The 16,002-nt window shown below is 66.3% G+C and carries 17 protein-coding genes; 12 read left to right on the top strand and 5 right to left on the bottom strand.

Annotated elements, in window-relative coordinates; all coding sequences use genetic code 11:
- Position 1: 1 nt before the first annotated feature.
- The 4 genes from QE395_RS11690 (at position 2) to QE395_RS11675 (ending at position 3,311) form a co-directional block, all read left to right on the top strand.
- Positions 2-1,261 (top strand): cytochrome bc complex cytochrome b subunit, encoded by a 1,260-nt coding sequence (locus QE395_RS11690; protein WP_068850673.1) that lies wholly within the window; start codon positions 2-4, stop codon positions 1,259-1,261.
- A gap of 37 nt (positions 1,262-1,298) precedes the next feature.
- On the top strand, positions 1,299-2,000 hold the full coding sequence (locus QE395_RS11685) for a cytochrome c1 (protein ID WP_237334347.1): 702 nt from the start codon (positions 1,299-1,301) through the stop codon (positions 1,998-2,000).
- Between the two features lie 134 nt (positions 2,001-2,134).
- Positions 2,135-2,770 carry a glutathione S-transferase N-terminal domain-containing protein gene (locus QE395_RS11680; protein WP_068850679.1) on the top strand — a complete coding sequence of 212 codons (636 nt, stop codon included), beginning with the start codon at positions 2,135-2,137 and terminating at the stop codon, positions 2,768-2,770.
- A 100-nt stretch (positions 2,771-2,870) separates the two neighbouring features.
- Positions 2,871-3,311, top strand: a complete 441-nt coding sequence (locus QE395_RS11675) for a ClpXP protease specificity-enhancing factor (RefSeq protein WP_093534021.1) — start codon at positions 2,871-2,873, stop codon at positions 3,309-3,311.
- Between the two features lie 32 nt (positions 3,312-3,343).
- Here QE395_RS11675 and QE395_RS11670 read toward each other — a convergent pair whose 3' ends face one another.
- The 4 genes from QE395_RS11670 to QE395_RS11655 all read right to left on the bottom strand — a co-directional run bounded on the left by QE395_RS11670 (position 3,344) and on the right by QE395_RS11655 (position 6,143).
- A complete protein-coding gene (locus tag QE395_RS11670; RefSeq protein ID WP_068850685.1) occupies positions 3,344-3,700 on the bottom strand; it encodes a DUF3301 domain-containing protein in 357 nt (118 codons plus the stop codon).
- Positions 3,701-3,761: 61 nt separating this feature from the next.
- Positions 3,762-4,871, bottom strand: coding sequence for a DUF2272 domain-containing protein (locus QE395_RS11665; protein ID WP_306989185.1), 1,110 nt, complete (start codon positions 4,869-4,871; stop codon positions 3,762-3,764).
- Positions 4,872-5,022: 151 nt separating this feature from the next.
- Entirely contained in the window at positions 5,023-5,865 is an 843-nt protein-coding gene (gene nadC / locus QE395_RS11660) for a carboxylating nicotinate-nucleotide diphosphorylase (protein WP_249834035.1), read from the bottom strand.
- An 11-nt stretch (positions 5,866-5,876) separates the two neighbouring features.
- Positions 5,877-6,143 (bottom strand): hypothetical protein, encoded by a 267-nt coding sequence (locus tag QE395_RS11655; protein WP_068850694.1) that lies wholly within the window; start codon positions 6,141-6,143, stop codon positions 5,877-5,879.
- 59 nt (positions 6,144-6,202) lie between these two features.
- Between QE395_RS11655 and purE the strand changes: the two genes are divergently transcribed.
- Complete coding sequence (gene purE / locus QE395_RS11650; protein ID WP_068850697.1) at positions 6,203-6,706, top strand: 5-(carboxyamino)imidazole ribonucleotide mutase; 504 nt, start codon at positions 6,203-6,205, stop codon at positions 6,704-6,706.
- The gene (locus tag QE395_RS11645) at positions 6,703-7,851 is read left to right on the top strand and encodes a 5-(carboxyamino)imidazole ribonucleotide synthase (protein WP_249834036.1); all 1,149 of its coding nucleotides are present in this window, start codon (positions 6,703-6,705) and stop codon (positions 7,849-7,851) included. Before purE ends, QE395_RS11645 begins: the two co-directional genes overlap by 4 nt.
- Positions 7,852-7,887: 36 nt before the next feature.
- On the opposite strand, the gene QE395_RS11640 is transcribed toward QE395_RS11645, so the two are convergent.
- Positions 7,888-8,469 carry a Fe-Mn family superoxide dismutase gene (locus QE395_RS11640; protein ID WP_068850703.1) on the bottom strand — a complete coding sequence of 194 codons (582 nt, stop codon included), beginning with the start codon at positions 8,467-8,469 and terminating at the stop codon, positions 7,888-7,890.
- A 118-nt stretch (positions 8,470-8,587) separates the two neighbouring features.
- On the opposite strand from QE395_RS11640, the gene grxD reads away from it, so the two are divergent.
- From grxD to pilV, 6 genes are all read left to right on the top strand, one after another.
- Entirely contained in the window at positions 8,588-8,908 is a 321-nt protein-coding gene (gene grxD / locus QE395_RS11635; protein WP_068854623.1) for a Grx4 family monothiol glutaredoxin, read from the top strand.
- Positions 8,905-9,648 carry an SDR family NAD(P)-dependent oxidoreductase gene (locus QE395_RS11630; RefSeq protein WP_306989179.1) on the top strand — a complete coding sequence of 248 codons (744 nt, stop codon included), beginning with the start codon at positions 8,905-8,907 and terminating at the stop codon, positions 9,646-9,648. Before grxD ends, QE395_RS11630 begins: the two co-directional genes overlap by 4 nt.
- A 346-nt stretch (positions 9,649-9,994) precedes the next feature.
- Entirely contained in the window at positions 9,995-13,189 is a 3,195-nt protein-coding gene (locus QE395_RS11625; protein ID WP_068850709.1) for a carboxypeptidase regulatory-like domain-containing protein, read from the top strand.
- A 265-nt stretch (positions 13,190-13,454) separates the two neighbouring features.
- Positions 13,455-14,843 carry a nucleotide 5'-monophosphate nucleosidase PpnN gene (gene ppnN / locus QE395_RS11620; protein WP_095364063.1) on the top strand — a complete coding sequence of 463 codons (1,389 nt, stop codon included), beginning with the start codon at positions 13,455-13,457 and terminating at the stop codon, positions 14,841-14,843.
- Between the two features lie 163 nt (positions 14,844-15,006).
- Positions 15,007-15,519 carry a GspH/FimT family pseudopilin gene (locus QE395_RS11615; RefSeq protein ID WP_095364019.1) on the top strand — a complete coding sequence of 171 codons (513 nt, stop codon included), beginning with the start codon at positions 15,007-15,009 and terminating at the stop codon, positions 15,517-15,519.
- Positions 15,516-15,992, top strand: a complete 477-nt coding sequence (gene pilV / locus QE395_RS11610) for a type IV pilus modification protein PilV (RefSeq protein WP_237334331.1) — start codon at positions 15,516-15,518, stop codon at positions 15,990-15,992. The genes QE395_RS11615 and pilV overlap by 4 nt, the downstream gene beginning before the upstream one ends.
- Positions 15,993-16,002 lie beyond the last annotated feature (10 nt).

Below are 16,002 nucleotides of genomic sequence, written 5' to 3'. Positions count from 1 at the left end.
CATGGCCAACATCCTTTCCCGTACCGCCACCGGCGTCGCCGACTGGGTCAACGCGCGCGCGCCCGGGCTGATGCCGGTGTACCGCAAGCATGTCAGCGAGTACTACGCGCCGAAGAACTTCAATATCTGGTACTACTTCGGTTCGCTGGCGCTGCTGATCCTGGTCAACCAGATCGTGACCGGCATCTTCCTCACGATGCACTACAAGACCAGTGCGCTGGAAGCGTTCAACTCCGTTGAATACATCATGCGTGACGTGGAGTGGGGCTGGCTGATCCGCTACATGCACTCCACCGGGGCCTCGCTGTTCTTCATCGTGGTCTACCTGCACATGTTCCGCGGCCTGATGTACGGCAGTTACCAGAAGCCGCGCGAGCTGGTGTGGATCCTGGGCATGCTGATCTATCTGGTGCTGATGGCCGAAGCCTTCATGGGCTACGTGCTGCCGTGGGGGCAGATGTCGTTCTGGGGCGCCAAGGTGATCATCTCGCTGTTCGGCGCCATTCCGGTGATCGGCAACGGGCTGACCGAGTGGATCATGGGCGATTACCTGCCCAGCGATGCCACCCTCAACCGCTTCTTCGCCCTGCACGTGATCGCCCTGCCGCTGGTGCTGCTGTTGCTGGTGGTGCTGCACCTGGGCGCGCTGCACGAAGTGGGGTCGAACAACCCCGATGGCGTGGAGATCAAGAAGGGACCCAAGGGCAACCGCTGGTCGGCCACCGCGCCCACCGACGGCATTCCGTTCCACCCGTACTACACGCTCAAGGACGGGGTCGGCGCCGGCTTCCTGCTGATCATCGCGGCCTTCATCATCTTCTTCGCGCCCGGCTTTGGCGGCCTGTTCCTGGAGCACGACAACTTCACCGAGGCCAACCGCCTGGTCACGCCCGAGCACATCAAACCGGTGTGGTACTACACGCCGTACTACGCGATGTTGCGCGTGGTGCCCAACAAGCTCGGCGGCGTGATCGTGATGTTCTCGGCCATCGCCATCCTGTTCCTGGTGCCGTGGCTGGACAAGGCGCGGGTGAAGTCCTACCGCTATCGCGGCTGGCTGTCGCGCGCGCTGCTGGGCGTATTCGCGGTGTGCTTCATCTGGCTGGGCGTGATCGGTTCCGGGCCCGGTACCGATGCGCATGAAACCTATGTCGGCCGCGTGCTGACCTTCCTCTACTTCGCCTTCTTCATCACCATGCCGCTATGGACCAAGCTGGACAGGACCTTGCCGGTACCGGACCGGGTGACCACGCATGACTGACCACTGGATTGTCCGGCTGGCCTGCGCGGCCGCCCTGATGCTGGCCAGCACCGTCGCCGGCGCCGCCGAAGGCGGCAAGACCCTGCAGGCTGGCAACGACCTGGGCGACCGTGCGTCGCTGCAGCGCGGCGCGCAGCTGTACATGAACTACTGCTCCGGCTGCCATGCGCTCAAATACCTGCGCTATTCGCGGATGGCGCAGGACCTGGGGCTGAGCGAAGAAGAGGTCATGAACAACCTCAACTTCACCGGCGTGCCGATCGGCGAACCGGTGCCGGTGACGATGCCCAAGGCGGAAGCCGAGAAGTGGTTCGGCAAAATGCCGCCGGACCTCAGCCTGATCTCACGGGTGCGTGGCAGCGACTGGGTCTATACCTACCTGAAGTCGTTCTACCTGGACCCCAGCCGCCCGCTGGGCTGGAACAACGCGCTGTTCCCCAACGCCTCCATGCCCAACCCGCTGTGGGAAATGCAGGGCCTGCAACACGCCGTGCACGGCAAGCCGGAGGCGCCGGGTGCCGACGCGCCGGTGACCGGGCTCACGCTGGCACAGCCCGGTAACGTCGACCCGGGGCAGTACGACCAGGCGGTGCGGGACATCACCAACTTCCTGGAGTACGCGGGTGAACCCGCGGCGCTGAAGCGGCAGAAGCTGGGCGTGTGGGTGATCCTGTTCCTGGCACTGCTCACCTTCCTGGCCTACCTGCTGAAGAAGGAGTACTGGAAGGACGTGCATTGATCGATACGGCGTAAGTCGATCGGCCTATTGGCTTTTGTGATGGGCAGTTGCACACTCGGGTACTGTGACGACTGTCGGCAATGGGCCGGCAGCGCCGATGCGACCGGCGGATACCGATCGCTGGAGAGCCTTTGATGGCGGCGAGCGTACGCATGCGGAACACCCTGACGCTGTTTTCCTCGAACGACGACGTGCTGTGCCATCGCGTGCGCCTGGTGCTGGCTGCCAAAGGCGTTACCTACGATTTCGTGCCCGTCGACCCGCAGAACCCGCCCGAGGATCTGATCGACCTCAATCCGTACCACTCGGTGCCCACGCTCGTAGAGCGCGAGCTGGTGCTGTACGCGGCCTCGGTGGTCAGCGAATACCTGGACGAACGCTACCCGCACCCGCCGCTGATGCCGGTGGACCCGCTCTCGCGTGCGCGGATCCGGCTGGCGATGCTGCGCATCGAACACGACTGGGTACCGCAGGTGCAGGCGATCCAGCTCGGCAACAAGACCCAGGCCGAGGCCGGGCGCAAGCGGTTGAAGGAACTGCTGACCAGTGCGGTGCCGCTGTTCAAGGCCAGCAAGTTCTTCCTCAACCCGGAAATGAGCTTGGCCGATTGCGCCATGGCGCCGATCATCTGGCGCCTGCAGTCGCTGGACGTGCCGTTGCCCAAGGATGGCAAGTCCATCGAGGATTACGGCAACCGCATTTTCCGCCACCCGGGCTTCATCCGCAGCCTGACCGATCAGGAAAAGAAGCTGCGCGACCTGCCGGTCTGATCGGCGGTTCGCTGCATCGGCGCTTTACGCCGGGGGACGTGCATGCTGACCGCTGCACGGGTGGGCGCGTACACTTGTCACATTTCCGCGGCACCCCACAATGACTGAAGACACTTTCCGCATGACCAGCCATCGCCCCTACCTGTTGCGGGCGCTGGTGGAATGGATCAACGACAACGACCTGACCCCGCATATCCTGGTCGACGCTGGCATGCCTGGCGTACAGGTGCCGCAGAGCGCGGTGAAGGACGGTCGCGTGGTCCTCAACATCGCCGAGCGCGCGGTGGTGCGGCTGCACATCGACAACGAGAGCGTAAGCTTCTCGGCCCGCTTCTCGGGCACCAGCTACCCGGTGCAGGTGCCGATCTCGGCCGTGCTGGCCGTCTATGCCCGTGAAACCGGGCAGGGCATGGCACTGCCGGACGATATTCCCGGCCACGAGCCGAGCCCGGACGATACCCTGCCGCCGGATGACACGCCGACCCCGGATGACACCCCGCCCAAGCCGAGCGGTCGCCCGCACCTTCGGGTGGTCAAGTAAGAAATCGCCGCCCTCGGGCGGCGATTTCGTTTCTACACGTCCTCGGCGCCGGTGGTGTCCACGCTGCGCCGGATTTCGCTGATGCGCGCGGCCGAGGGCCCGACGAAGGCCACCAGTTCATCGCCGCGCAGCACCATCCGCCCGGTATGGCGGTCGATGCCGTCGTGTGAGTACTCGAAGCGGTAGGTGCGCTCCCAGCCCAGCCAGCCGTTGTCCTTGCGGCAGACGCGGATGCCACTGGCATGCACGGCTTGGTCCAGCCACTGCACGTCGGCGGCGCGGCAGGCGTTGCGGCCCAGTTCGATGGCGCGTTCGGCCGCGGCGCGCGAGGAGTTCCAGAAGGCGTAGGCGAACGCGCCGGCAATCATCAACAGGATAAGACTGGGCATCGGCGGCTCGGTGCGGAATCGGGGTCAGGAACGACCAAGATGGCGACGAACCGGCGCCGGATCAAGCCGGCGACCCATCCTGCTTCTGCGGCTGCGGCTGCGGCTGCTGCTGTTGCGGGGCAGGCGATTGCGGCGGGGGCTGTGTCGGCCGCGGCGGCACGACGCGCGGGAAGGTGGGCTTTGGCGGAGGCGTCGTGGCTGGCACGCCAGGCTGGGTTGGTGCCGGCAGCGGGCCGCTGGCCGGCGCAGGCGATGGCGATGGCGGGTAGCTGGGCGTCGACCCCATCGGCGAGGTCGCCCCCAGCTTGAGCAGCGCCGCCCAGTCCTGCCGGTTGAAGTTGCACTCGTCTTCGCGTCCGGGGGTACAGCCCATGTCGTAGGGATCGCTGGAGGGGGCCGGGGGCAGCTGGATGCGGCCGCTGCGATCCAGCGACAGCTTGCGCATTGCCACCGTGTTCATCACATTGCCGCCGATCAGGTACAGCGTGTGGTCGCCGCCCATGTTCGCTGCGATCACCACCTCGCAGTGGGATTTCCAGTTCGCCACCGTGCCGCCGCTGAGCTGTTGCACCAGCCCGGCGTAACTCAATGATTCGTTGCGGCCACGCAGGTAACACAACAGGTCGCCGGGCGCGGGCTTTTCCTGCGCTGGATCCGCCATCCGGTACGGGCCGGTGTTCTGGTAAGCGGCGCGGATGTAGTCGATGTGGCGCGGCGAGCGGGTGAAGCCGGGCACTCCGGCGCGGCTCATCACCCAGGAGATGAAGGCGGCCGACCACGGGTTGTCGATCAGGAACGCACGACAGTCGCTGTCGGTGTAGCGCGAACCGAACGGCTCCATGCAGCTGGTGGCGCCAGGCTGGCTGCCCATCGGCCCCAGTGTGCCGCTGTCGCGCCAGTAGCCGACCACGCGCTGCCACGCGGGCATGCCGTCGTCGGCCAGGTATTCCCGTTCGGCCTCGCTGACGCCAAGGTTGCGCGCACGGCCTTCACCATCGATGAAGGGCCGGTACCACAGTCGGTGCTCGTTGCAGGCGGTCCGCACGATGCTCGCCGCCAGCGGGCTCAGACCATAGCGCGGCGGGATGTCGCAGACCTCGGCAGCGGCGGCAGCGCCGGGAAGCAGCAGGAACAGGGGAGTCAGGCAGGCAAGCAGGGGCAGCGGGCGCATCCGCGCTCTCCGGGTGGGGGCACGGGAAGCGTCGCAGAGCCGGCAGGGGAAGCCCGTGAAGGCAGCGCTGCGTCACCGGTGTCGCCGGCAGGTACCCACCGTTGGTCGGTACGAATGCCCCGGTAGGTACCGACCGTTGGTCGGTACCCGATCAGGGCGGATCGCCCAGCTTCAACGACAGATCAATCGCCTGCACATGCTTGGTCAGCCCGCCAATCGAGATGCAATCGACGCCGTCCTCGGCAATTGCGCGCAGCCCGGCCAGGTCCACGCTGCCGGAAACCTCCAGCGGGATGCGTCCGGCGGCGATCCGCACCGCGTCACGGCGGGTGGCCGCGTCGAAGTCATCGATCAGGATGCGGTCGCACCCCACCGCCAGCGCTTCGCGCAGCTGCGAAAGGTCTTCCACTTCCACCACCAGCGGCAGCTGTGGCCACTGCGCCCGTGCGGCGTTGACCGCAGCGGTCAGCGAACCGGCGGCGCGGATGTGGTTTTCCTTGAGCATCACCGTGTCGTACAGGCCCTGGCGATGGTTGTCGCCGCCACCGCAGCGCACCGCGTACTTCTGCGCCGCGCGCAGGCCGGGCAGGGTCTTGCGGGTGTCCAGGATGCGCGTGCCGGTCCCGGTCACCGCCGCTACGTAGCGTGCGGTGGTGGTGGCGGTGCCCGACAGCGTCTGCAGGAAATTCAACGAGGTGCGTTCGGCGCTGACCAGACTGCGGTTGCGCCCGTGCAGGATCGCCAGCACGGTGCCGGCGGGCACCGCATCGCCTTCGGCCACCCGCCACTCGATCCGGACCTGCGGGTCCAAGGCCTGGTGGGTTGCATCGAACCACGGCCGGCCGGCGATCACCGCATCCTGCTTGCATAGCAGGTAGGCGCTGTCGGGGCGGTCCGGGAGCAGGGCGGCAGTCACATCTCCCGGGCCGATGTCCTCGGCCAGGGCGCGGGCGACATCGGCCTGCACCTGGCCGGGGTCAGGAGGCGTCAGCACGCTCAGGCTCATTACTTGGGAAAATCGGCAATCTGGGCGGTCTCGATGGCTTCTTCCGGCAGCAGCACGGGAATGCCATCGTTGACGCGGAATATCTGCTTGCGGTCCTGGGTCAGCAGCGCTTCGCGCACGGGTTGGACCAGCGGGGTGCCCTCGAGGTTGGTCACCGTGCCGGCGCCAATGGCCCGGTTGAGCGCGTCCAGGCCCTTGGAATCCAGCAGGGACAGGCGCTGGGCGGTGCGGGGCGCGCACAGGAGGTCGATGACTTTGCGATCCATGGGTTCTTCGTCTTGCGTGGAAGGCGGCTAGAATACGTCTTTAAGGCAGGTGACGGCCAATGACCCCCAACCAATCCGCGCCGCTCGTCGGCATCGTCATGGGTTCCCGCTCCGACTGGGAGACCATGCAGCACGCGGCGCAGAAGCTGGACGCGCTCGGTGTTCCCTACGAAGTGAAAGTCGTGTCGGCGCACCGTACGCCCGACGTGCTGTTCACCTACGCCGAGCAGGCGGGCCCGCGCGGGCTGCGCGCCATCATTGCCGGTGCCGGCGGCGCCGCGCACCTGCCGGGCATGATCGCGGCCAAGACCGCGGTGCCGGTGCTGGGCGTGCCGGTGCAGTCCAAGGCCCTGAACGGCATGGATTCGCTGCTGTCGATCGTGCAGATGCCGGCCGGCATCCCGGTGGCCACCTTCGCCATCGGCAATGCCGGCGCCTCCAACGCCGCGCTGTTTGCCGCCGCCATGCTGGCGCCGGAGCAGCCGGCCATCGGCCAGGCGCTGGAGGGTTTCCGTTCCCGCCAGACCGAAGACGTCATGGCCCACGACGATCCGCGTCAATGACCACGGTGACCGTTGGCATCCTGGGCGGCGGCCAGCTCGCCCGCATGATGGTCCTGGCCGGCGCGCCGATGGGGCTGCGCTTTGAACTGTTCGACCCGGCCGCGGACGCCTGTGGCGGGCAGCTGGCGCCGCTGCAGGTGGCCGCGTTCGAGGACGAGGCCGCCCTGGCCGCGTTCGCCGAACGGGTGGACGTGGTGACCTTCGACTTCGAGAACGTGCCCGCCCGCAGCGCGCAGTTCCTGGCCGGACGAGTGCCGGTGTATCCGAATCCGGACGCGCTGGCCGTCGCCCAGGACCGCCTGAGCGAAAAGACCCTTTTCCGCCAGCTCGGCATTCCGCTGCCGGCGTTCGCCGACATCGGCAGCCGCGACGAACTGGCCACCCGGGTGGCCGAGTTCGGCCTGCCGTGCATCCTCAAGACCCGTCGCTTCGGTTACGACGGCAAGGGCCAGTTCCGCCTGCGCAGTGCGGCCGACATCGATGCGGCGTGGGATGCGTTGGGCGGCCAGGTGGCCCGCACCGGCCTGATCCTGGAGGGCTTCGTCGCCTTCGAGCGCGAAGTCAGCGTGGTCGCCGTGCGCGGCCAGGACGGCGAGTTCCGCGCCTGGCCGGTCACCGGCAACTGGCATGTGGAAGGCGTGCTGTCGGCCAGCCTGGCCCCGGCGCAACTGACACCCGCACAGCACGACGCCGCCATCGGCTATGCGCGGACGCTGGCCGAACGGCTGGATTACGTGGGCGTGTTCGCGCTGGAGCTGTTCTGCCGGGGCGAGGAGCTGCTGGCCAACGAAATGGCGCCGCGCGTGCACAACTCCGGGCACTGGACCATCGAAGGCAGCGAAACCTCGCAGTTCGAGAACCACCTGCGTGCCGTGGTGGGGTTGCCGCTGGGTGACACCCGCATGCTGGGCCATGCCTGCATGCTCAACTGGCTGGGTGAAATGCCCGATGCGGATGCCGTGCTGGCACAGCCTGGCGGGCACTGGCACGACTACGGGAAGGAGCCGCGCGACGGCCGCAAGGTCGGGCATGCCACGCTGCGCGAGGATGAGGCCGGAGCGTTGGCGGCTGCCCTTGAAGACGTGGGGCAGCAGCTGGGTCGTCCGGATCAGGTGGCCCCTGCCGTCGCCGCCCTGCGCGATTGATGAAGCGCGGTCACGACCAACGGTCGTGACCGCGCTTCAATCGCGCAACTGCGTGGCCACGAAATCCCAGTTGACGATTTTCCAGAACGCGTCCAGGTATCGGCCGCGTTCGTTCTGGTAGTCGGTGTAATACGCGTGTTCCCACACATCGCAGGCCAGCAGCGGGGTGCTCTGGCCGGTCAGCGGGGTGCCGGCGTTACGGGTGGCCTGGATCGCCAGCGCACCATTGGGGTGCTGCACCAGCCACACCCAGCCGGCGCCGAACACGCCCAGCGCGACCCGGTCGAATTCCTCGCGCAACCGCTTCGCGTCGCCGAAATGGCGGCTGATCAGTTCGCCCAGCCGCCCCTGCGGTTCGCCACCGCCGCGCGGGTGCAGGCACTGCCAATAGAACGCGTGGTTCCAGGCCTGGGCGGCCGCGTCGAACAGGCTGCCCTGGCTCTGCCGCACGATCTCTTCCAGCGGCAGCTCGGCCAGCTCGGTGCCCTCGATGCGTGCATTTACCGCATCCACGTAACCCCGGTGATGCTGGCCATGGTGCAGGTCCAGGGTGGTAGCCGACAGATGCGGCTGCAGGGCGGTGCGGTCATAGGGCAGGCGGGGGAGTTCGAGGGGCATGGGTCGCTGCAGGCTGGAGACGGGGCGCCGGAGGCAGGGCCAGTAGGATTACAATGACCGTCTGGGAAGTCTATCCGACCGGCGAGGTCGGGTGTCCCGTGGCGCAGGGAGAGTCGTGGTGGCGGTAATGCAAGAGATCCAGGCCGAAGTGGACAAGTACCCCCTCGTGTTGTTCATGAAGGGCACCCCGCAGTACCCCATGTGCGGCTTCTCCAGCCGCGCCGTGCAGGCCCTGATGGCCGCCGGTGCCGTGTCGCTGCGCACCGTCAACGTGCTGGAACTGCCCGAGGTCCGGGCCAACCTGGCGCGCTTCTCCAACCTGCCGACGTTCCCGCAGCTGTTCATCAATGGCGAGCTGATCGGCGGCTGCGACATCATCCAGGAGCTGTTCGAATCCGGCGAACTCAAGCGGATCGTCGAAGAGGCATCTCAGCCGTGAGTGCGGTCCCGTCCGTTGCGGTCGGGACCGCATCGCTTGCCGATCGCGTCATCCTGGTGGCCGGTGCGGGTGGGGGTCTGGGCAGTGCCGCCGCCATTGCCTGCGCCGCCGCGGGTGCCACCGTGGTCCTGCTGGGGCGCAAGCCGCGCCGGCTGGACCGGGTCTACACGGCGGTGGAAGCGGTCGGCCCCGAGCCGCTGCTGTACCCGCTGGACCTGGAAGGGGCCACCCCGGACGACTACGCCACCCTGGCCGAGCGGTTGCAGTCCGAGCTCGGCCGGCTTGATGGCGTGCTGTACTGTGCCGCCGACTTTGCCGGCCTCACCCCGTTCGAACACGCCGACCCGGCCGCGTTCGCGCGGGCGGTGCACGTCAACCTGACCGCACCGGCCTGGCTGGCCCAGGCCTGCCTGCCGCTGCTGCGCCAGCGCGACGATGCCGCGCTGGTGTTCACCGTGGATGATCCCGCGCGGGTAGGGCGGGCCTTCTGGGGCGGCTATGGAGCGGCCCAGCATGGCCTGCGCGGCCTGATCAGCGCGCTGCACGACGAGCTGGCCAACAGCCCGGTGCGGGTCAGCGGCCTGCAGCCCGGCCCGATGCGCACCGCGCTGCGCGCCCGCGCCTACTCGATCGACGAAGACGGCATGGCCCGCGACCCGGTGGCCTGCGCTGCGGCGGCCGTCGAACTGCTCTCGGCCCAGGGCATCGCCCACCGCGGCACGGTGCTGGACCTGTCGTAACCGGCTGGAAACAGCCGCGACTTACCCTTCCCTGGAAGCAGTTACGCGAGAATCCGCGCCCTCGAACCTGAACGCGAAGGAACCACGGCGGAGCACCCTGTTCAGCCAAACGTGAAGGACGCGTCACGATCGCGTTGTGATGGCGTGTGTTTTGTCGCCAAACGGTCATATAGCGGGCTTATCGTGTTAATCTAGTGTTAACCGTTGCGGCTGAAACCAGCCTGCGGCAAGGGAACCCAGATAAAAGTCCAGACAGCCGCTGAATGGCTGCTTGGGCGCGCTTTTTTTCCGCCATCGCCAACTCGCATCGAGGCTACTCCCAATGATCGACCCACGCTGTCTCCGGATGTCCAAGCTCACCCTTGGCCTCATGGCAGTACTTGCTGCCGCCCCCGCCTTCGCCCAGAGCACCTCTGCCGGTGTCGGCGGCCAGGTAACGTCTGCCGCTGGCCAGCCTGTTGCTGGCGCCGAAGTCACCATCACGCATACCGAGTCGGGCACGGTCAGCCGCGCCACGACCGATGCGGCGGGTCGATACAACGCGCGCGGCCTGCGTGTGGGTGGTCCGTACACCATCACCATCAACAAGCCCGGTGAAGGCACCAAGACCGAAGAAGGCGTGTACCTGGGCGTGAACCAGACCGGTACCGTCAACGCTGCCCTGACCGGCGACGTTGCGGCGACCAACCTGGACGCCGTGCAGGTCGTGGCCGTGGCCGGTGGCTCGGAAGTGTTCAGCTCGACCAAGATGGGCTCGGGCACCAACATCAGCCAGCAGCAGATCGAGACGGCCCCGTCGATCGGCGGCAACATCCAGGACCTGATGCGTCTTGACCCGCGCGTGACCTTCATCGACCGCGCCTCGGGCTCGATCTCGGCCGGTGGCCAGAACCCGCGCTTCAACTCGATCAACATCGACGGCGTGTCCGCCAGCGACACCTTCGGCCTGGAAGGCAACAACATGCCGACCCGTCGCCAGCCGGTCGCGATGGAAGCCATCGAAGCACTGGACATCAACCTGTCCAACTACGACGTCAGCATCGCTGCCGCCGCCGGTGCCACCGTCAACGCGGTGACCAAGTCCGGTACCAACGATTTCCACGGCTCGGTCTACGGCACCTACCGTGACGGCGACTGGTTCGGCGACAACCCGGAAGGCCAGAAGTTCAACGGCTTCACCAAGGAAGAAACCTACGGCATGACCGTGGGCGGCCCGATCGTGAAGGACAAGCTGTTCTTCTTCGCCAACTACGAAAAGTTCAAGCAGGCCGCCCCGGGCGCCGACCTGAGCGGCACCGCGCTGGGCAAGGCCAACCCGCAGTTCACCCTGGCCGACGTGACCCGTGCGCAGCAGATTGCTGAGGGCTACGGCATTGCCGCCGGTGGCCTGGAAAGCAATGGCGATACGGAGATGGAGGAGTACGCGCTGAAGCTGGACTGGAACATCAGCGACAACCACCGTGCCAACATCCGTTACAGCAAGATCGACCAGAGCAAGCTGCGCATCAACGGCATGACCACCAGCTCGGCCTCGCTGAGCTCGTACTGGTACCAGCACGACAAGACCAACGAGAGCTACGTCGCCCAGCTGTTCAGCGACTGGTCCCCGAACTTCTCGACCGAGCTGAAGGCCTCGTATCGCGAGTACTCGGCGATCCGTAATGTCTCGACCGACGCGCCGAGCATCCGCATCTTCTTCCAGGGCAACGAAGCCTCGCCGTCCGGCGACTCGCTGTACCTCGGTACCGAAGTCAACTCGCAGGACAACATCCTGGAGACCAAGGCGTGGAACTACTACGCCGCCGCTACCTGGACCCTGGGTGACCACGACGTCAAGTTCGGCGCGTCGTACGACACCAACGACATCTACAACTACTTCGGCGCCAACTCGTGGGGCGCGTACACCTTCTACGGCCTGGACAACTTCGCTGCCGGCCGCTGGAGCAGCTACAACTACAATCCGGAACGCACCCCGGGTTCGATTCCGGCGGACTACAAGTTCAGCAACCTGGCCCTGTTCGTGCAGGACACCTGGTACGTCAACAACAACCTGACCCTGACCATGGGCGTGCGTGCCGACCGCGCCGACACCAGCCCGGCCCCGGCTTACAACGCCGCAGCGTCGCAGTTCTTCGGCCTGGACAACAGCGAAGTGCTGAGCAACAAGTTCCTGATCCAGCCGCGCGTCGGCTTCAACTACACCTTCGACACCGATCGCCAGACCCAGCTGCGCGGCGGCGTGGGCCTGTTCCAGGGTGACGCCCCGCAGGTGTGGCTGAGCAACAGCTACTCGGCGACCGGCTTCAATAATTCGGTCTACGCCTACACCAGCGGCTACAACCCGGCGCTGCCGTTCAACCCGAGCAAGGACAGCCAGCCGGTCCCGACCACGCCGGGCTCGAACCGCCAGAACGTCAACTTCGTCGGCAGCGACTTCAACATGCCGTCGGTGTACAAGGCCAACCTGGCCTTCGACCACGAAACCCCGTGGTACGGCATCGTGGCCTCGGCCGAGCTGCTGGTCACCAAGGTCAAGGATGCCCTGTACTACAAGAACCTGAACCTGGGTCCGGTGCAGTATCAGGGTCCGGACGGCCGTGACATGTATTACTCCCGCGGCAGCACCGGCAATGCCTGGGCCACCGGCAACGCACGCGCAGGCCGCAATCAGGCCTACGACGCGGTGTACGAAATCGCCAACACCGACAAGGGCCGCACCTCGCAGTTCACTGTCTCGCTGGCCAAGCCGTGGGATGCCGCCAGCGACTGGTCCTGGAACCTGGGCTACACCTACACCGATGCCACCGAAGTCGGCACGCTGACCAGCTCCACCGCCAGCTCGGGTTGGGGCTACCAGTACGCCTTCAACGCCAATGACGAGATCGAGAACACCTCGCGCTACCAGATCCGCGACCGCCTGTCGGGTGCGCTGAACTGGAAGCACAAGTTCTTTGGCGACTACGAAACCCGCGTCGGCCTGGTCTACGAAGGTCGCAGCGGCCGTCCGTACAGCTACGTCTACGTGAACGACGCCAACGGCGACAGCCGCACCGCGAACGACCTGTTCTACGTGCCGACGGGCCCGGGCGACGTGCTGTTCGGCAACCTGACCCAGAGTGGCCAGTTCACTGCCGATCCGGCCATGGAGGCATCGTTCTTCGAGTGGCTGAAGAACAACCCGCAGCTGGCCAAGTACGCCGGCCAGGCGGCCCCGGCCAATCAGTTCCGTACCGGCTGGATCAACACCTTCGACCTGCGCATCAGCCAGGAACTGCCGGGCTTCATGAAGGGTCACAAGTCGGAGATCTGGCTGGACGTCCAGAACATCGGCAACATGATCAACAAGGACTGGGGCAACATCTACGACTACGGCTTCTTCGCCGATGCGCGTGTGGCCACCCTGCAGGGCATCAAGGACGGCAAGTACGTGTACAACTTCCGCGGCGCGGACGAGCCGGCGGTGGCCAACAATGACGCGGACGGCTTCGACGTCGGTGTCTCGCAGTGGTCGGTGCAGCTGGGCTTCCGCTACCAGTTCTGATGAACTGAGCTAGTGGCAAGGTAAGCAGAACGGCCGGGGAAACCCGGCCGTTCTGCTGTGTGCGGTATCGAGGAAGGCGAGGGCGCTTGTCTGCGTTGGCGGATGAGCGTATGCTCGTCCGGTTGCGCGAAAATCGCGCACGTACGGCAGCCCCCGAGGCGTCGCCGGGGTCGAAACGCATCCAACGGTCGGGTTTCCCGGCCGTTTTGCTTTTTAAGGGGGCAGCGGTACAGTCGGCAACCTTGAGGAAGCGAAAAGAATGGAAATGACGATCACCGAAAAGCCGGCGCGCACGCTGCCGGTGCAGGACGCGCGGATCTACCCGCGTGGTGGGCTGGATGTGCTGTCGCGCGCAGAAGTGGCGCGCCTGCGCGATGCATCCGGCGGTGGCATGCACGAGCTGCTGCGCCGCTGCGCGCTGGCCGTGCTGACCAGTGGCAGTGCCTCCGATGATCCGCGCGCCGCGCGCGATCTGTACCCCGATTTCGACATCCAGGTCGCCCAGCAGGACCGCGGCGTGCGCATCGACCTGGTCAATGCACCGGCGATGGCGTTCGTGGACGGCGAGATCATCCGCGGCGTGGCCGAGCTGCTGTTCGCGGTCGTGCGCGACCTGGCCTACATGGCCATCGAAATGGGCCCGGCCTACGCGGCCGAGCTGGAGTCGTCGGAAGGCATCACCAACGCGGTGTTCGGGCTGCTGCGCAACGCGCGCATCCTCAACCCGGGCGACCCGAACCTGGTGGTGTGCTGGGGCGGCCATTCGATCGGCCGCGATGAGTACCTGTACACCAAGCAGGTCGGCTACGAGCTGGGCCTGCGCGGCCTGGACATCTGCACCGGCTGCGGCCCGGGCGCGATGAAGGGCCCGATGAAGGGCGCCACCATCGCCCATGCCAAGCAGCGCAAGCACACCACGCGCTACATCGGCCTGACCGAGCCGGGCATCATCGCCGCCGAATCGCCGAACCCGATCGTGAACCATCTGGTGATCATGCCGGACATCGAGAAGCGTCTCGAAGCGTTCGTGCGCATCGGCCACGGCATCATCGTGTTCGCCGGCGGCGTGGGTACCGCCGAGGAGATCCTGTACCTGCTCGGCATCCTGCTGCGCGAAGAAAACAAGGACCTGCCGTTCCCGCTGATCCTGACCGGCCCGACCGTGGCCGCGCCGTACTTCGAGCAGATCGACCGCTTCATCCGCCTGACCCTGGGCGATGCCGCGGCCGAGCGTTACCAGATCATCATCGGCGACCCGGTCGCGGTGGCCCGGCAGATGTCGGCCGGCATCAAGCGCGTGCGCGAGCACCGCCTGGTGCAGAAGGATTCGTTCTTCTTCAACTGGTCCATCGAGATCCCGTGGGAGTACCAGCAACCGTTCGTGCCGACCCACGAGGCCATGGCGGCGCTGGACCTGCACCACGGGCGCCCGCCGCATGCACTGGCGGCCGACCTGCGTCGCGCCTTCTCCGGCATCGTCGCCGGCAACGTGAAGGAGGACGGCATGCGCCGTATCGAGCAGTTCGGTCCGTTCGAGATCCATGGCGACGCCGACATGATGCAGGCCCTGGATGAACTCCTGCGCGCCTTCGTCGAACAGCGCCGGATGAAGATTTCGGGCGAGTACCAGCCCTGCTACAGGGTGCTGGCCTGAGAATGCGGGGTGGCCGGGTCGGGAGCCCGCGCCACCCCCGCCCAACCGTACGGGTGTCAACGGTTTGACGCCCGTCGCCTCCGGGCGACCGTTCGTCCTGCTGTCGCTTGCCGCTGGGCGGCAGGGCGTCCATTGTTCGTGTCATCACGCTGGGGAGCGTCCCATGTCTGCACGCCTGTCCAAGGGCTTCACGCTGGTCGAACTGATGATCACTCTGGTGGTGATCGGAGTGGTGGCCGCCATCGCGTTTCCTAGTTTCCAGAGCCTGATCCGCTCCAGCCGGGTAGCGACCGCCCACAACGAGCTGATCGGGATGGTCAACCTCGCGCGCAACGACGCGATCCGCAACAACCAGGGTGGGGTGGTGTGCGGCAGCAGCAATGGCACGACCTGCAATGGTCAGTGGGGGGCCGGGATGATGGTGTTCAGCGACAGCGATGGTGACGGCGTTTTCAGCAGCAGCGAAACGGTCTTGCGGTATACGGCGTTCAATAGTGCCTTGACCGTGACTGGTCCGCCGGCGCCGATTGCATTTGACGCGCGCGGCCGTCGTCGTGCCGGGGCCGATCAGACGGTGAAGCTGCGTCCAACCAACTGCGGTAACCAGCCGCTGCAGAGCACGCTGACCATCAATGCCTCTGGCCAGGTCACCGCCGTCAAGGGAGCATGCCAGTGATCCGAAAACCCTACCGACCGCGCGGCCACCAGCGCGGCTTCAGCCTGTTGGAAGTACTGGTGGCGGTAGTGGTTCTCGCCTTCGGCCTGCTTGGGTTCGCACTGCTGCAGACCATGAGCGTACGCTACGTGCAGAGTGCGAATTATCGCACCCAGGCCACCAACCTCGCGTATGACCTCTCCGAGCAGATGCGGAGCAATCGGTTCCAGTCGGCCTGGTACGCCAATGCCAGCTTCGCCTCCGGCAGCAAGACTGCGGCCGGCGTCTGCGCACGCGACATCGGCGCTGTGACCCTCGAACAGAACATCACGCGCTGGCAGTGCCAGGTGGTGAAGGCGCTAGGCGACAACGCATCGGCCACGGTCACCGTGAACAACGGTGTCGCCAACATCTCGATCAGCTGGGCGGACGAGCGTTGGAGCAGAACCGCACCGGACGCCGCCACCACCTTCGCCATCCAGACCCAGCTATGAAAGGGCCGCA

The organism is Stenotrophomonas sp. SORGH_AS_0282 (assembly GCF_030818125.1).
GTDB classification, from domain to species: domain Bacteria; phylum Pseudomonadota; class Gammaproteobacteria; order Xanthomonadales; family Xanthomonadaceae; genus Stenotrophomonas; species Stenotrophomonas rhizophila_A.
The sequence above is the reverse complement of the archived record's forward strand: the minus strand, read 5'-3'. Positions and strand labels throughout refer to the sequence as shown.

Excerpts from the sequence above, each read along its gene's own strand:
- QE395_RS11690 (WP_068850673.1), top strand. The coding sequence starts at position 2 with ATGGCCAACATCCTTTCCCGTACCGCCACCGGCGTCGCCGACTGGGTC.
- QE395_RS11685 (WP_237334347.1), top strand. The coding sequence starts at position 1,299 with ATGCTGGCCAGCACCGTCGCCGGCGCCGCCGAAGGCGGCAAGACCCTG.
- QE395_RS11680 (WP_068850679.1), top strand. The coding sequence starts at position 2,135 with ATGGCGGCGAGCGTACGCATGCGGAACACCCTGACGCTGTTTTCCTCG.
- QE395_RS11675 (WP_093534021.1), top strand. The coding sequence starts at position 2,871 with ATGACTGAAGACACTTTCCGCATGACCAGCCATCGCCCCTACCTGTTG.
- QE395_RS11670 (WP_068850685.1), bottom strand. The coding sequence starts at position 3,700 with ATGCCCAGTCTTATCCTGTTGATGATTGCCGGCGCGTTCGCCTACGCC.
- QE395_RS11665 (WP_306989185.1), bottom strand. The coding sequence starts at position 4,871 with ATGCGCCCGCTGCCCCTGCTTGCCTGCCTGACTCCCCTGTTCCTGCTG.
- QE395_RS11655 (WP_068850694.1), bottom strand. The coding sequence starts at position 6,143 with ATGGATCGCAAAGTCATCGACCTCCTGTGCGCGCCCCGCACCGCCCAG.
- purE (WP_068850697.1), top strand. The coding sequence starts at position 6,203 with ATGACCCCCAACCAATCCGCGCCGCTCGTCGGCATCGTCATGGGTTCC.
- QE395_RS11645 (WP_249834036.1), top strand. The coding sequence starts at position 6,703 with ATGACCACGGTGACCGTTGGCATCCTGGGCGGCGGCCAGCTCGCCCGC.
- QE395_RS11640 (WP_068850703.1), bottom strand. The coding sequence starts at position 8,469 with ATGCCCCTCGAACTCCCCCGCCTGCCCTATGACCGCACCGCCCTGCAG.
- QE395_RS11625 (WP_068850709.1), top strand. The coding sequence starts at position 9,995 with ATGTCCAAGCTCACCCTTGGCCTCATGGCAGTACTTGCTGCCGCCCCC.
- ppnN (WP_095364063.1), top strand. The coding sequence starts at position 13,455 with ATGACGATCACCGAAAAGCCGGCGCGCACGCTGCCGGTGCAGGACGCG.
- QE395_RS11615 (WP_095364019.1), top strand. The coding sequence starts at position 15,007 with ATGTCTGCACGCCTGTCCAAGGGCTTCACGCTGGTCGAACTGATGATC.